Annotated in this window: 10 protein-coding genes; 8 read left to right on the top strand and 2 right to left on the bottom strand. The window is 75.2% G+C overall.

Annotated elements, in window-relative coordinates:
- The gene (locus tag B8281_RS08690; RefSeq protein ID WP_232322738.1) at window positions 1-2535 is read left to right on the top strand and encodes an ABC transporter permease; all 2535 of its coding nucleotides are present in this window, start codon (window positions 1-3) and stop codon (window positions 2533-2535) included.
- Between the two features lie 112 nt (window positions 2536-2647).
- Complete coding sequence (locus B8281_RS08685; protein ID WP_157446607.1) at window positions 2648-7213, top strand: FtsK/SpoIIIE domain-containing protein; 4566 nt, start codon at window positions 2648-2650, stop codon at window positions 7211-7213.
- Window positions 7214-7339: 126 nt separating this feature from the next.
- Here B8281_RS08685 and B8281_RS08680 read toward each other — a convergent pair whose 3' ends face one another.
- Entirely contained in the window at window positions 7340-7801 is a 462-nt protein-coding gene (locus tag B8281_RS08680) for a hypothetical protein (RefSeq protein WP_137281170.1), read from the bottom strand.
- 239 nt (window positions 7802-8040) lie between these two features.
- Here B8281_RS08680 and B8281_RS08675 point away from each other — a divergent pair, with 239 nt between their 5' ends.
- The gene (locus tag B8281_RS08675) at window positions 8041-8289 is read left to right on the top strand and encodes a WhiB family transcriptional regulator (protein WP_021481972.1); all 249 of its coding nucleotides are present in this window, start codon (window positions 8041-8043) and stop codon (window positions 8287-8289) included.
- Window positions 8290-8429: 140 nt separating this feature from the next.
- On the opposite strand, the gene B8281_RS08670 is transcribed toward B8281_RS08675, so the two are convergent.
- Complete coding sequence (locus tag B8281_RS08670) at window positions 8430-9911, bottom strand: sensor histidine kinase (protein ID WP_085387501.1); 1482 nt, start codon at window positions 9909-9911, stop codon at window positions 8430-8432.
- Window positions 9912-10045: 134 nt separating this feature from the next.
- On the opposite strand from B8281_RS08670, the gene B8281_RS08665 reads away from it, so the two are divergent.
- The 5 genes from B8281_RS08665 to B8281_RS08645 all read left to right on the top strand — a co-directional run bounded on the left by B8281_RS08665 (window position 10046) and on the right by B8281_RS08645 (window position 16016).
- Window positions 10046-10546 carry a DUF2505 domain-containing protein gene (locus B8281_RS08665; protein WP_021481970.1) on the top strand — a complete coding sequence of 167 codons (501 nt, stop codon included), beginning with the start codon at window positions 10046-10048 and terminating at the stop codon, window positions 10544-10546.
- A gap of 291 nt (window positions 10547-10837) precedes the next feature.
- Window positions 10838-12172, top strand: a complete 1335-nt coding sequence (locus B8281_RS08660) for an ABC transporter substrate-binding protein (protein WP_034651856.1) — start codon at window positions 10838-10840, stop codon at window positions 12170-12172.
- 116 nt (window positions 12173-12288) lie between these two features.
- Window positions 12289-13413: a carbohydrate ABC transporter permease gene (locus tag B8281_RS08655; protein ID WP_051027891.1), complete on the top strand. Its 1125-nt coding sequence runs from the start codon at window positions 12289-12291 to the stop codon at window positions 13411-13413.
- Window positions 13410-14330, top strand: a complete 921-nt coding sequence (locus B8281_RS08650; RefSeq protein WP_034651858.1) for a carbohydrate ABC transporter permease — start codon at window positions 13410-13412, stop codon at window positions 14328-14330. The genes B8281_RS08655 and B8281_RS08650 overlap by 4 nt, the downstream gene beginning before the upstream one ends.
- Before the next feature lie 135 nt (window positions 14331-14465).
- Window positions 14466-16016: a glycoside hydrolase family 1 protein gene (locus B8281_RS08645; RefSeq protein ID WP_051027889.1), complete on the top strand. Its 1551-nt coding sequence runs from the start codon at window positions 14466-14468 to the stop codon at window positions 16014-16016.
- The last annotated feature ends 53 nt before the right edge of the window (window positions 16017-16069 follow it).

Below are 16069 nucleotides of genomic sequence, written 5' to 3'. Positions count from 1 at the left end.
ATGCGCCGCAGCATCGGCCGCCTCGTCGCGGCCGGCGTCGCGATCGTCATCGGGACGGCCTTCGTCACGGCGACGCTCATCGCGGGCAACGTCATCACCCAGACCACGAACGACTCGATCGCCGCGCAGTACGCGGACGCCGACCTCGTCGTGTCCGCCCCGGACGACCTCACGGCGCCCGACGTCGAGGCCCTGCGCTCCGTGCCCGGCGTCGAGGCCGTCGACGCCACGGCGTTCACCTACCTCGACCTCTCGCACGGTGCGAAGCGCGTGTTCCAGCTCGGCGTCCCGGCGCCGTCCGACCCGCGCTTCGAGGCGCTCGAGGTCGTCGAGGGCTCGATGCCCACCGCGTCGGGCCAGGTCTCGCTGCCCACCGCCGTGGCCGAGCGCCTCGGCGTCGGGATCGGCGACACCGTCACGAGCTCGCGCAACGTGTGGGACGAGACCGCGCCCGACGGCGGCGACTACACGGAGGTCCGCGACGAGCTGACCGTCGTCGGGACGACCGACGACCCGTACGGCGCGTACGCCCAGATGGGCGGCGCCGTCGTCGTCCCGGCCGAGGACGTCGCCGCCTGGGAGGCCGCACAGGCCACGCCCGACGACCCGGCCCGCACCTACTCGTCGGCGATGGTGGCCCTCGCGCCCGCCACGGACCTCGAGACGGCGCGCGCCGAGCTCGTCGCCGCCTCGCCGGACGGGGCGAAGGCCGTCACGCCGGACGAGCACGCGCAGGAGCAGGCGCGCAAGATGACCGGCGACCAGGACGTCTTCACGTACGTCATCCTCTCGTTCGCCGCCGTCGCGCTGCTCGTCGCCGCGCTCGTCATCGCGAACACGTTCCAGGTCCTCGTCGCGCAGCGCACGCGCACCCTCGCGCTCCTGCGGGCGGTCGGCGCGAACAAGTCGCAGCTCGCCCGGTCCGTCCTCACCGAGGCGACGATCCTCGGCGTCGTGTCGTCGCTCGCCGGCATCGTCCTGGGCGGCCTGCTCACGCAGATCGCGCTCCTCGTGGCGCGCGGCGCCGACCTGGGCGTCCCGGTCCCCGCGACCATCACGGTCACGCCCGTGGTGGTGCTCGTGCCGCTCGTGGTCGGCACGCTCGTGACGGTCGTCGCGTCGCTCGCCCCCGCTCGCGCCGCGACCCGCGTCGCCCCGCTCGAGGCGCTGCGCCCGGCCGACGCGCCGAGCATCCTGCGCGGCGGCGGCCGCGTGCGGCTCGTCATCGCGTCCCTGCTCACGCTGGGCGGCGTCGCCGTCCTCGCGGGCGGGATCTGGCTCGGGCTCACCGACAAGCCCGAGATCGGGCTCCTCGCCGGGGTCGCCGGCGGCGCGCTGTCGTTCGTGGGCGTCCTCGTCGGAGCGGTCTACTGGTTGCCCGCCGTCGTGTCGTTCGTCGGCCGGCTGCTCGCGGGCGCCGGGTCGACGGCGCGCCTCGCCACCGCGAACACGCTGCGCAACCCGCGCCGCACCACCGCGACGAGCACCGCGCTGCTCATCGGCGTCACGCTCGTCGCGATGATGTCGACCGGCGCCGCGAGCGCGCGCACCTCGCTCGACGCCGCGCTCGACGACCAGTACCCCGTCGACGTCATGGTCGCGACGGACGCGTACGGGTCGACCGGTGAGCCCGTGCCGTCCGACGTCGTGCGCGCCGTGTCCGGCACCGAGGGCGTGTCCCGCGTCGTCGAGCTGTACGCCGCGACGGTGACCATGCCGGACGGCACCGAGACGTCGTTCCACGGCGCCGACCCCGACGCCGCGCGCTCCGTGGTGCGGACGCCGGACGACCTCGCGGCCTTCGGGCCCGGGACGCTTCTCCTCTCGGAGGGCGAGGCGGAGAACTACGGCCTCGCGGACGGCGAGACCGCCGAGCTCACGGGCCCGACGGGCGAGACGCTCGACCTGACGGTCCGCACCGGGGGGATCGGCTCCGGCGGGCTGCTCACCGTCGACGACGCGCGTGCCGTCGACCCGACGAGCCTCATGTCCCGGCTGTGGGTCGGCCTCGACGACACCGGCGCCGCCGCGCAGGTGGTCCCTGCGATCCAGGACGCCGTCGTGGAGTCGGACACGCCCGTGGAGGTCGCCGGGATCGCCGTCGAGCGCGCGGCGATGCAGAGCGTCATCGACACGATCCTCGGGGTCATCATCGGGCTGCTCGCGGTCGCGGTCGTCATCGCGCTCATCGGCGTGGCGAACACGCTGTCGCTCTCGGTCATCGAGCGGCGACGCGAGTCCGCGACGCTCCGGGCGATCGGCCTGAGCCGCTCCCAGCTGCGCTGGATGCTCGCGATCGAGGGCATGCTCATCGCGGGCGTCGGGGCCGTCCTCGGGATCGTGCTGGGCGTCCTCTACGGGTGGGCCGGAGCGGCCACGGCGCTGAGCGTCATGGGCGACGTGTCGCTCGCCGTGCCGTGGCGCGACATCGCGCTCGTGCTCGTGGTCGCGCTCGTCGCGGGGCTCGTCGCCTCCGTCGTCCCCGGCCGCACCGCGGCCCGGACGTCGCCCGTCGCGGCGCTCGCCGTGGACTGAGCGAGACGCCCCACCGGCCGTCGGCCGACGCGCGCCCCTGTGGACGGATCCCCGTCCACAGGGGCGCGGTCGTGCCCGGCCCGTGCGGACCGCCGTCGGGCACGATCGCCGGGTGCTCTCCCCCGCCCCGCCCCTCGCTCCCGGTGCACCGCCGGGCGGCACTCCCGCGCCCCCGTCCGACGGCGGGGTGTGGGTGCGCGTGACGGTCCACCCGGGCACGGACGTCCTGCTCGCCGCGGGCACGCGCCTGGGCGACGCGCGACCCGCTCTCGCCGACCTCGGGTGCCGCCCCGAGCTGCGCACGGCACCGCTCGCCGTGGACGGCGTCCCCGTCGACGACGACCAGCGCTGCGGCACGCGCCCGCTGCTCCCCGGGGCGACGGTCACGGTCGTGCGGGCGGGGTCGGACCCGCGCGGTCGCGACGACGGGCCGGGTCCGGAGGGCGTGCTCGCGGCGCCCCGGCACGTCGCGGTCCTGGGCGGCCCGGACGCCGGGCGGCTCGTCGCCGTCGGGCACGGCGACCGGGGACGCACCCGCGTCGACCGGCTCGACGTCCGCTGGCGCACCACGCGGCGCGGGCCCCGGGTGCGGGTCCGCGTTCCGCGCGGCACGCGCCGAGTGCCCGACGACGCTGCCGTCCTTCGTACGCGCCCGGCCCGGGCCGGTCGGCGGGTGGGCTCGTGGCGCGCGGTGCGCTGGCGCGTCGGCCGCGCCCTGGTGACGCCCGACGGCGCGTACGCCCTGCGCGCGCGGCCCGCGCTCGTGCACGGTCCCCGGTCGGGACCGGCCGTGGGTCCGGACCGTCCCACCGAGGCCGGCCGCCTCGGGACGGCGCAGCTCGCGACCGCGCTCGTGCCGGCCGTCGCGTCGGTCGGGCTCGCGGTGGCGCTGCGCCAGCCGCTCCTCGCGCTGCTCGCGCTCGTGGGGCCGCTCGCGGTCCTCGGTCCCGCGATCGCCGAGGCGCGCCGCCGCCGCGTCGCGCAGCGCGCCGCGCCGTCCGAGGCCGCGGCGGACGTCGGCACCGCCCCCGGCACCGTGCCGGTGGACCCGCTGGGCCCCCGGCCCGCCGACGTCCTGCTCTGGGCGACGATCGCCCGGCTCGCCCCGGGCGCCGACCTGGCGCGGACGGGAGCAGCGGGGGCGGGGGCGGCGGGCGCTCCCTCGGCGCACGCCGGGTCGTCAGGGGCGGCGCCGGGAACGACGGTCGGCACGACGTCGGGCGGGTCCGTGGGCGCGACCGGTGGCGGGGCGTCGCTCGCGGCGTCGGGTGGGACGAGCCCGTCGCGGGTCCGGCTGCCGGACGGGTGCGTGGCCGTCGTCGGGCCCCGGGACGTCGCGCTCGCCGCGGCCCGGGCCCTGCTCGTGCAGGTACTCGCCTCGGGGGCGCCACTGACGGTGCGGCCCGCGGCGCAGGACGCGACCGCGTGGTCGTGGTGCCGCTGGCTGCCGCACGCCCGCGCCGTCCGGACGCTCGACGCCGTGGCCGCCGCCGACCCGCCCGGCCTCGTCGTCGTCGACGGCCCGGTGCCTGCGGGCGAGCTCGCCCGGGCGTGGGAGCGGTGCGCACCCGTGGGCACGGACGTGCTGCTGGTGCTCGGGGACCGGGCGCAGGTCCCGGCGTGGTGCCGGACGCTCGTCGACGTCTCGGGAGCCGTCGCCGTCGTCACGGGTCCCGACGGCGCCCGGACGCCGCGCGAGCACGTCGGCGTGAGCGCCGGGTGGGCGCTCGGCCTCGCGCGGCGGCTCGCCGCGGCCGAGCACCTCGGCCGGCTGGGCACCGGGGACGGGGACCGTGCGGGTGAGCCCGACCCGGGCGACCCCACGGCGCGGTCGCTGCCGTCGGCGGTCGCGCTCGGTCCCCTGCTGGGCGCACCGCGAGCGCCGGACCGGCTCGCGACGTGGGTCGCCGAGCGCTGGCAGGACGCGGCCCGCCGGGACGGGCACGGCCTGCGGACCGTGCTCGGCGTCGGGCCCGGGGGCGCGCCCGTCGCCGTCGACCTCGTCCGCGAGGGGCCGCACGCGCTCGTCGCCGGCACGACGGGCGCCGGGAAGTCCGAGCTCCTGCAGTCCCTGGTCGCCGGGCTCGCGCTCGGACGCTCGCCCGACGAGCTGTCGTTCGCGCTCGTCGACTTCAAGGGTGGCGCGAGCTTCGGGGCGTGCGGCCGGCTGCCGCACGTCGTGGGCCAGGTGACCGACCTCGACCCGGGGCTCGCGGGACGGGCGCTGGCCGGGCTCCGGGCCGAGCTGCACCGGCGCGAGCGGATCCTCGCCGCGGCGGAGGTCGCGAGCATCGACGCCCTCCCCCGGGGACGGCTCGCGCGGCTCGTGGTCGTGGTGGACGAGTTCCGCGCGCTCGCCGACGACCTGCCCGACCTCGTGCCCGGGCTGCTGCGTGTTGCCGCGCAGGGCCGATCGCTCGGCGTGCACCTGGTCCTCGCGACGCAGCGGCCCGCAGGCGCCGTCAGCGCCGACGTGCGGGCGAACGTCACGCTGCGGATCGCGCTCCGGGTCGTGGACGTCGCCGACTCGCGCGACGTCGTCGACTCGCCGCACGCGGCCCGCGTCCCGGCATCGACGCCCGGGCGCCTGGTCCTGCGCCGCGGCGCAGAGCCACCGGTGGCCGTGCAGTGCGCACGAGCCGGGGGGCCGCTCGCCCTGCCGGAGGTCCGCGTCCGGCTCGCCGACCCGTGGGGCCCGCACCGCAGCCCGGACGGGCCCGCGCCCGGGTCCGCGGACGACCACCTGCCGCTCCTCGTCGCGGCAGCACGCGAGGTCGCGGCGCGCTCGGGACTGCGCCCCCACCCCGCGCCATGGCTACCCGCCCTCCCCACCCGCGTCGGACCCGACGAGCTCGCCAGGTTCGACGGGATCGACGGGATCGCCAGGGTCGACGGCGAGGCGGTGCGCTCCGACGACCGCGCGCTGCCCGTCGCACTCGGTGACCTGCCGGCCCTGCAGCGCCGCACGGTGGTCCGCTGGGACCCGCGCGACGGTCATCTCGCGGTCCAGGGCCGGCCCCGGTCGGGCCGCACCACGGCCCTGCGCACCGTCGGGCTGGCCGCGCTCGACCGCGGCTGGGCGGTCCACGCGATCGGGCCGGGACTCGCGGACCTCGCGGCGCACCCCGGTACCGGCACGGTCGTGGACCGGAGCGACCCGCGCCGCGTCGTCCGCCTCCTCCGGCTCCTGGCCGGTCACGACGACGGTCAGTCCCGACCCGCGGGGCTCGACCGCACGACCGGACGCACCCTCCTCCTCGTGGACGACGTCGAGGCCGTGCGCGGCGTGCTCGCCGGCGTCGCGGGCGGAGCCGGCGCCGACGCCCTCGCGGACGTGCTCGCCGACTCCCCCACGGCGGTCGCCGTGAGCGCGAGCGGGCCGACGGTCGGCGGCCTGGCGTCGCTCGTCGGCGTCAGAGCGGTGCTGGCCTCGCGCGACCGCCACGACGACGTGTCGCTGGGCGTGCCAGCAGCGCTCGCCGGGCAGGGCGGACCGTCCGGCCGGGCGGTGTGGCTCGGGCCGGGCGACCCGCTCATGTGCCAGGTCGTGCTGCCACCGACCGTCGCGCGAGGACGATCAGGGCGCCCGGCGCCACCCCGCCGGGGCGCCTTCCGGCTGCACCCGCTGCCCGACGACGTCGACTCCGCCGATCTCGACGTGGCCGGGCACGCGCCGGGCGGTGTCGACCCGCGCCCGGCCGTCGTCGTGACGGACCCCGGCCCTGCGGTCGCCTCGGATGACGGTGACGACACGGACGTCGCGCCCAGCCCGGGACCCACCTGCGGCCCGGTCGGTCCATGCGCCGCGGACGGCGCGGTCGACGGTGCCGTCGCAGACACCGCAGACACCGCGGACGTCGCGGCCAGCCGTGCCGTCGCGGCCGTCGCGGTCGGCCGGGGCGGCGACGACGGCCGGACGCTGTGGATGGACGTTGCGCGGGGCGCGCTCGTCGTCGGGCCGCCCGGGAGCGGCCGCACGAGCACGCTCGCGCTGCTCGCCCGGCACGCGGCCGCCACCGGTTCGCTCCGCGCGGTCGTGAGCCGCGACCACGTGCTGGCGAGCGCGGCGATGCCTGCCCCCGGGCGCACCGCGCGCACCACCGGCCGGGCCAGTAGCGGGAACGGGAACGGCACGAAAGATGGGAGGGCGAGCAGCAACAGCCATGGCAACCGGGACGGGAGCGGCACGACCGACTGGCGAGCGAGCGGCAGCAGCAACGGGAACCAGAGCGGGAACGAGAACGGGACCGGGGCGATCGTCGTGCGGCGGTACGCTCCCGCGGACGTCGCGCGCCTCCTCGACACGCTGGAGGCAGGTCAGGGCGCTGCGACGTTCCCGAGCAGGGCGACGGCGCCGCGGGTCGTGGTGGTCGACGACCTGGACGCGCTGACCCAGCTCTGCGTGCTGGAGGCCGACCGGCTCGCGGCGCTGTGCCGGGACGGGCTCGTGCTGCTCGCGTCGGCGACCACGGGCGCCGCGGCCTCGGCGTTGCGCGGTCCGCTCGCGGACCTGCGCGGGGCGCGCAGCGGGATCGTCCTCGCGCCGCGGGAACGCGGGAGCGCCGAGGTGTTCGGGCACGGGTTGGAGTGGCTCACCGAACCCGGCCGACCCCGACCGGGCCGAGGGGTGCTGGTCCAGGGCGCGCGGCTGGCGCCGCTCCAGGTCGCCCGCCCGTGACGGACGAGAGCCGCGCCTGGCGCAGCGTCGGCCACGGCGGGGGGGCAGGGCCGGCCCTTCGGGGCCGTCAGGCGAACAGGCCGGGCCGCAGGCGTGCGCGCCGGAAATCGAGCAGCGCGCCGGGAGTCAGGCAGCCGGGCGGACGTCGCGCGTGGTCGCCTCGACGACGGGACGCAGCATGAGGAGGACGAGCACCACGACGGCGAGCACGAGCGCGACGACGACCCACGGGGTCACGCCCACCTGGAGCGAGCTGACCGCGACGACCCCCTGGAGGATCTGCCAGGTCGCGACGGGCGACCGCGCCCAGCGCTGCCCGCGCAGCAGCCCGCGCACGCTCGCGGCGAGCACGGCCCCCACGCCGAGGGCGAAGACGACGAGGAAGACGCTCACCCCGAACGACTGCGAACCACCGCGGAGGAGCTCGACGAGGATCAGCACGGCGCCCACCGTGAGCGCGGCGATCTCGATGCCGACCCCGGCGACGAGCGCCGTCAGCGCGGGCGGCCGCGACCCCCCGTCGGACGACGGTCCCGGGGGCGTCGGGCGGGGCTCGGGCGGGGTTCCGGAGGGCTCGCGGGAGGGCACGATCACCCAGCGTACGCGCCGACCTGCGGCTTCACACCCGTGTGACGAAGGCCTCACGATTCATGCGACGGAAACTTTCTCGTAACCCCTTGTGCTGTGCTTCACGAGGTGTGAACCTGGTTCAAGCATCAATCACCCCCGCCTCGAGCCCTTGGCCCGGGCAGCCCCCTGCCGGGTCGCCCAGCGACGAGTCATCACCTCGCGACCAGGCTCCCCTCTGCCCGAAGGAGACGACGAACATGGACTGGCGCCACCGCGCAGCCTGCCTCGACGAAGACCCCGAGCTGTTCTTCCCCATCGGGAACACCGGCCCTGCGCTCCTCCAGATCGAGGAGGCGAAGGCCGTCTGCCGCCGCTGCGACGTCGTCGACACGTGCCTCAAGTGGGCCATCGAGTCCGGCCAGGACGCCGGCGTCTGGGGCGGTCTCTCCGAGGACGAGCGCCGCGCCCTCAAGCGCCGCACCGCGCGCGCACGCCGCGCCGGCTGACACGCCGCTCCGCCTCCGGGCGTCGAGCAGCACGACGGGCCGTCACCCCCCGGGGTGGCGGCCCGTCGTCGTGCGGTGCCTCCGCTCCGCGACCCGTGCCGTGCGCGCCTCCGCGCGGCGGCCCCGGTCGTGCCGGCCGGTCAGCCCTGGCGGTTGCCGTCGCGCAGCACGAGCGCGAGCACGACCTGGGTGCCCCCGCCGGGCCGCGGCGACCACTCGATGGTGCCGCCGAGCTCGTTCGTCACGAGGGTCTGCACGATCTGCGAGCCCAGTCCGCTCTTGGCGGCCTTGCCCGCTCGCGCGACGTCGCCGTCGGGCATGCCGACGCCGTCGTCCGACACGACGATCCGCAGGGCCGAGCCGTCGCGCTCGACCGCGACCTCGACCGTGCCGGTCTCCTGCTTCGCGAGGCCGTGCTCGACGGCGTTCGTGACGAGCTCGGTGAGGATGAGCGCGAGGGGGGTCGCGTCCTCCGCGGGCACGAGCCCGAAGCTCCCCGTGCGGACGGTGCGCACGCTCGTGTCGGCGGAGGCGACGTCGGCCGCGAGGCGCAGCGCGCGACCGACCATGTCGTCGAACTCCACCTCCTCGTCGAGCGTCTGCGACAGGCTCTCGTGCACGAGCGCGATCGTCGCGACGCGGCGCATCGCCTCCTCCAGCGCCGCGCGCGCCTCGGGGACGTCCATGCGCCGGGCCTGGAGCCGCAGGAGCGCCGCGACGGTCTGGAGGTTGTTCTTCACGCGGTGGTGGATCTCGCGGATCGTCGCGTCCTTGGTGATGAGCTCGCGCTCCCGGCGGCGCAGCTCCGAGACGTCGCGGCACAGCAGGACGGCGCCGATGCGCTGGCCGGACTCGGTGAGCGGGAGCGCGCGCAGCGACAGCGCGACGCGCTGCGCCTCGATCTCGGTGCGCCAGGGCGCGCGGCCCATGACGACGAGCGGGAGCGACTCGTCCACGGGGGTCTGGTGCTCGATGAGGTCGGCCGTCACCTCGGCGAGCGACCGCCCGACGAGCGGGCCGATGACCCCCAGGCGGTGGAAGCAGCTCAGCGCGTTGGGGCTCGCGTAGAGGACCTCGCCCTCGGAGTTCAGCCGGATGAGGCCGTCGCCGACGCGCGGCGCGCCGCGACGCGGACCGGTCGCGGCGTTCGGGAAGGGGAACTCCCCGCGCGAGATCATCGCGATGAGGTCGTCCGCGGCCTCGACGTAGTTGAGCTCGAGGCGGCTGGGCGTGCGCCCGCTCCCGAGGTTGGTCTGCCGCGCGACGACGGCGATCGCCTTCCCGGAGTGCAGGACCGGGATGGCCTCCTCGCGCACGGCGTACGCGCCGAACCAGCGTGGCTCGCGCGAGCGCTGCGACCGCACCTCGGTGAGCGCGCGCTCGAGCTGCGGGCGCTGGCCCTCCGGGGCGAACGACCCGACGATGTCGTCGTAGTGGACGGTCGCGCCCGTCGACGGCCGGCACTGGGAGACGGCGACGAAGTTGCCGTCGCTCGTGGGCAGCCACAGCACGAGGTCGGCGAACGCGAGGTCGGAGATCACCTGCCAGTCGCCCACGAGCAGGTGCAACCACTCGTTGTCCGCCGGGCTGAGGTCGGCGTGGCGGGAGATGAGGTCACTCATGGCAGACACGGACCCCAGCGTAGAGGGGCGCGACCGGTAGAGTCCCCTCAGCGCCCGCGTGCGCGGTCGCCCGAACCGTCAGCCGTCCCGTCGGCCGGTCCGTCACGGGCCGGCGCAGGGCCCGAGGAGGTCCCGTGCACCTGAGCGTCGAGCTCCGCTACCCCGCCCCCGTCCACGCCGTCGGGGCGATGCTCGCGGACGAGGAGTTCGTCCGCTGGCGCGCCGCCCGCTCGGGCGGCGAGGGCGCCCACGTCGAGCAGGTCGACGTCACCGGCGGGCCGGACGAGGGGTTCACCGTCACGGTGCGGCGGACGCTGCCCACGGACCAGATCCCGGCGCACGTCCGCTCGTTCGTCGGGGGTCGTCTCGAGATCCGGCAGGCGGAGGCCTGGGAGCCGGAGCGCGACGGCGAGCGGTCGGGCACGGTGTCGCTCGAGATCACGGGCGCACCGGTGCGCCTCACGGGCACCGTGACGCTCTCCCCGGAGGGGGACGGCACCGTAGAGCGCTACGACGGCGAGGTCAAGGCCAACGTGCCGCTCTTCGGCGGGGCGATCGAGCAGGCCGCGGCCGAGGCCGTGCGGACGGCCCTCGCCGCGGAGGAGTCCGCCGGCCTCGCGTGGCTGTCGCGCTGACCACCGACCGAGCGGCGCCCGGCCGGACCTGACCGGCGACCCGGCGACGCCCGCCCGGCGACCGGTCTCGAACCGGTAACGATTTCCACAGAACCCGACCAACTGGTAGGTCGCTGCAACGCCCTGACCTGCGGCGATACCTGGGTGGGAGCGCGACCACACCCGTGCGGACCCGACCCAGGCTTGACACGGGTTCGGGCGGGAACGCACGATCAGGCCGTTGTGTGGAAGCGCTACCACATTGGAGGTGGGAGCGCTGCCACGACCCGCCCCACCGACAAGGGAGTCACCGTGCTGAGCAGCACCCGTACGACCCGCCGGCCCCGCAAGGCGATCGCCGCCGTCGCAGGCCTCGCGGCCATCACCCTCACCCTGACCGCGTGCTCGAGCGGCTCCGGCTCGGACGACGACGCGACGGGCTCCGGCGACGGAGACAAGATCACGCTCACCGTCGCGACGTTCAACGACTTCGGCTACACGGACGAGCTCCTCGCCGCGTACACCGCGGAGCACCCGAACGTCACCGTCAAGCAGACGAAGGCCGCCAAGTCCGAGGACGCGCGGACCAACCTCACCACGAAGCTCGCCGCCGGCGGCGAGGGCCTCGCGGACATCGAGGCCATCGAGGTCGACTGGCTCCCGGAGCTCATGCAGTACCCCGACCTCTTCACCGACCTCACCGACTCGTCGCTCGACGGCCGCTGGGTGGACTGGAAGGTCCAGCAGGCGACGACGACCGACGGCAAGCTCATCGGCTACGGCACCGACATCGGCCCGAGCGCGATCTGCTACCGCCAGGACCTCTTCGAGGCCGCGGGCCTCCCGAGCGACCCGGCCGGCGTGGCGGAGCTCCTCGGTGGCGAGGACGCCACGTGGGACGACTACTTCGCCGCGGGCAAGACCTTCGTCGCTGCGAGCGACGCGGCCTGGTACGACTCCGCGATGTCCATCTCGCAGGCGATGGTCAACCAGATCGACAACGCCTACGAGGAGTCCGACGGCACGCCCAAGGACCTCGCGTCCAACCAGCCGATCATCGACATCTACGACACGGTGCTCGAGCAGTCGACGACGAACGAGCTCTCCGCCGGCCTCGAGCAGTGGTCGGGCGACTGGGACGCCGCGTTCCAGAACGACGGCTTCGCGACGATGATCTGCCCCGCGTGGATGACCGGCCCGGTCGAGGAGCGCTCGGGCGGCGTCACCGGCTGGAACGTCGCGGACGTCTTCCCCGGCGGCGGCCTCAACTGGGGCGGCTCGTTCCTCACGGTGCCGGCCTCCGGCCCGAACGCCGAGGCGGCCAAGGAGCTCGCCGCGTGGCTGACCGACCCGGCGCAGCAGACGACGGCCTTCGAGAACGCGGGCACGTTCCCGTCGCAGCTCGAGGCGCAGGAGTCCGACGCCGTGCAGTCCTTCACGAACGACTTCTTCAACGACGCCCCGGTCGGCACGATCTTCGTCAACCGTGCGCTCGCGATCGACAGCGCGCCGTTCAAGGGCGCGAACTACTTCTCGATCCACACGACCGTCCAGGACGGCATCAAGCGCGTGGACGTCGAGAAGACGGACGACGCCGCCTCCTCGTGGCAGAAGACGCTCCAGTCCTTCCAGGACCTGGGCCTGTGACCTGACGGGGCCGGGGGCGGCACGATCTGCCGCCCCCGGCCCCGCGCGCGTCCGCCCGCGGACGACGCCCCGCACCCGCAGCCACCCAGCGCCACCGAGCAGCCCAGGAATCCCACATGGCCGTCCTCACGCCCACCCAGCCCTCGCCGGGGCTCAGCGGGCCGCCGCCGCGCACGCCGCGCCGCGTCGGCTTCTCCCAGCGCCTCAGCCGCTGGGACGTCAAGGTCTCGCCCTACCTCTACATCTCGCCCTTCTTCATCCTGTTCGCGATCACGGGGCTCTTCCCGCTCGTGTACACCGCCGTGGTGTCGGTCTACGACTGGAACCTGCTCGGCGGCCAGGGCGACTTCGTCGGTCTCCAGAACTACACGGACGTCCTCGCGCAGCCGACGTTCTGGAAGTCCCTGCGCAACACCGTCTCGATCTTCGTGCTCTCGTCCGTGCCGCAGGTCATCGCCGCGATCGCGATCGCGGCCCTGCTCGACCAGAACCTGCGCGCCGCGACGTTCTGGCGCATGGGCGTCCTGCTGCCGTACGTCGTCGCGCCCGTCGCGGTCTCGATGATCTTCGGCCGCCTGTTCGCCGACCAGTACGGGCTCATCAACGAGCTGCTCGGCCTCGTCGGCGTCGACCCGATCCGCTGGCACGCCGACGCCCTCGCGAGCCACGTCGCCATCGCGTCGATGGTGAACTTCCGCTGGACCGGCTACAACGCGCTGATCTTCCTCGCCGCGATGCAGGCCGTGCCGCGCGAGCTCTACGAGGCCGCGATCATCGACGGCGCCGGGCGCGTGCGCCAGTTCTTCTCCGTGACCGTCCCCCAGATCCGCGCCACGATCATCTTCGTCGTCATCACGTCGACGATCGGCGGCCTGCAGATCTTCGACGAGCCGCGCATGTTCGACGCGCAGGGCCTCGGCGGCGCCGACCGGCAGTGGATGACGACCGTGCTCTACCTCTACGACGTCGCGTGGGGCAACCAGAAGAACTTCGGCCGTGCGGCCGCCGTCGCGTGGCTGCTGTTCTTGCTCATCATCCTCGTGGGCATCGTCAACTTCCTCGTCACCCGGCGGATCGCCACGTCGAACGCGCAGCCGCGCCCGCCACGCTGGGTGCGTCGCCGCCAGGAGGCGCGCAAGCGCCTGCGCGCCGAGGACGCCATGTCCGCGCAGCGTTCCGCCGCGGGGACCGAGGCGTCCGTCCCGACCGCCGCCAGCCCGACCGACCGGAGGAAGCGATGAGCTCCGTCCCCGTCATCGCCCAGACCGCCGGCCCGGGCGCGGCCCGCGCCGCGTCCCGCCGCCGGAGCGCCGGGAAGAACGTCGGCGGCACGCAGCGCCGCCCGCGCTGGGTCACGTACACCATCCTCGGGATCGTCCTGCTGATCTCGGTGTTCCCGCTGTACTTCACGCTGATCCTCGGCTCCTCGACGCCCGAGGAGATCTCGCGCAGCGCGCTGCCCCAGCTCCTGCCCGACGCGAGCCTGTTCGACCGGTTCGCCGACGTCATGAGCTCGGACGCGATCAACTTCTGGAAGGCCGCCTGGAACTCCGTGGTCGTCGCGGTGCTCACGTCCCTCTCGGTCGTGCTGTTCTCGACCCTCGCCGGCTTCTCGTTCGCGAAGCTCCGGTTCCGTGGCCGCGGCCCGCTGCTCGTGTTCGTCATCGCGACGATGGCGGTGCCCACGCAGCTCGGCGTCATCCCGATGTACATCCTCATGTCGGACCTCGGGTGGATCGGCAAGCTCCAGGCCGTCATCGTCCCCGCGCTCGTCACGGCGTTCGGCGTCTTCTGGATGACGCAGTACCTCGGCGAGGCGCTCCCGTACGAGCTCATCGAGGCGGCCCGGGTCGACGGCGCGTCCATGATCCGCACCTTCTGGTCCATCGCGCTGCCGGCGGCCCGCCCGGCCGCCGCCATGCTGGGCCTGTTCACGTTCGTGCAGCAGTGGACGAACTTCTTCTGGCCGTCCATCGTGCTCAACCAGAACAACCCGACGCTGCCGCTCGTGGTGCGGTCCCTGCAGTCGAACTTCTTCGTCGACTACTCGCTCGTCATGGCCGGGATCTTCCTCGTCACGCTGCCGCTCATCGTCATCTTCATCTTCACCGGCCGCCAGCTCGTGGCGGGCATCATGCAGGGCGCCGTCAAGGGCTGACGCCCGGCGCCCCGCGCCGCACGACCCGCCCACCACCCGGTGGGCGCGGTCCGTGCTGCGCGCCGACCGTCGCGCGGGCGGGCCCGACCGGCCCGCCCGCGTGCCATCCCGCGACTTCTCGAAGGACAATCGACCATGACCAGCTTCGTCCCGTCCGCGCCCCTCCCCCCGAACCCGGCGACCGCGACCGGACGCGTCGAGATGCCCCCGGGCTTCCTCTGGGGCGCCGCGACGGCCGCGTTCCAGATCGAGGGCGCGGGGCACACCGACGGGCGCACGGACTCCGTGTGGGACGCGTTCGCCCGCGTGCCGGGCGCCGTCGTGAACGGTGACGACGGCATGGTCGCGTGCGACCACTACCACCGGTACCGCGAGGACGTCGCGCTCCTGCGCGACCTCGACCTGGGGACGTACCGGTTCTCGACGTCGTGGGCCCGCGTGCGCCCCGACGGCGGCGCGGTCAACCCCGCCGGGCTCGCGTTCTACGACCGCCTCGTGGACGAGCTGCTCGCCGCGGACGTCCTGCCGTGGCTCACGCTCTACCACTGGGACCTCCCCCAGGCGCTCGAGGAGAAGGGCGGCTGGACGTCGCGCGACACGGCGTACCTCTTCGCCGAGTACGCGGTGACGATGCACGAGGCGCTGGGCGACCGCGTCGGCGTGTGGACGACGCTCAACGAGCCGTGGTGCTCCGCGTTCCTCGGCTACACCGCGGGCGTGCACGCGCCCGGCCGGCAGTCGCGCGAGGACGGCCTCGCGGCCGCGCACCACCTGCTGCTCGGGCACGGCCTCGCCGTCCAGGCGCTGCGCGAGCGCGCGCCGGAGGCGAACCTCGGGCTCACGCTGAACTTCACGGTGTCCGACCCGGTCGACCCGCAGGACCCGGCCGACGTCGACGCCGCGCGCCGGATCGACGGCCAGTTCAACCGGATCTTCCTCGACCCCGTCTTCCACGGCGAGTACCCGGCCGACGTCCTCGAGGACGTCGCGCCCTACGGTCTGCTCGACCACGTCAAGGACGGGGACCTCGAGATCATCTCCACCCCGATCGACACGCTCGGGGTCAACTACTACAACGGCGGGGCGGTCTCGGCCCGCCCGCAGACGACGGCGCCCGGCACCGGGGGCGACGGCGGCGGTGGCACGCGCCCCGAGGGCGTCCGCGACGAGGAGGCCGACGCCGCGCCGGTGCGCCCGACGTCGTCCCCCTACCCCGCCGCGGACGGCGTGCACGCCCACTCGCGCGGCCTGCCGCGCACGGACATGGGCTGGGAGGTTCAGCCCGAGGGGCTGACGCGCCTCCTCACGCGCCTGCAGCGCGACTTCACCGGCCCACGCGGCGTCGCGATGTACATCACCGAGAACGGCGCCGCCTACCCGGACCAGGTGGGCCCGGACGGCTCGGTCGACGACCAGGACCGGCTCGAGTTCCTCGACGCGCACCTGCGCGCGACGCGCGACGCGATCGACGCGGGGGCGGACGTGCGCGGCTACTTCGCGTGGTCCCTCATGGACAACTTCGAGTGGGCGCTCGGCTACACGAAGCGCTTCGGCATCGTCCGCGTCGACTACGAGACGCAGGAGCGCACCGTCAAGGCGAGCGGCGCCTGGTACGCCCAGGTCGCGCGCGACAACGCGATCCCGGCGCGCGAGACGCCGGCCGCGGACGCCGCCCCGGCCGAGTGACGGCGACGGTGAGGGCACGGTGAGCGGGGCGGTGCGGACCGGGGAGCGCGCGC

It is taken from the genome of Cellulosimicrobium sp. TH-20 (assembly GCF_002105775.1).
Taxonomy (GTDB): Bacteria; Actinomycetota; Actinomycetes; order Actinomycetales; family Cellulomonadaceae; genus Cellulosimicrobium; species Cellulosimicrobium funkei.
Note: the sequence above shows the minus strand (reverse complement) of the source record. Positions and strands in the feature narration are given on the sequence as shown.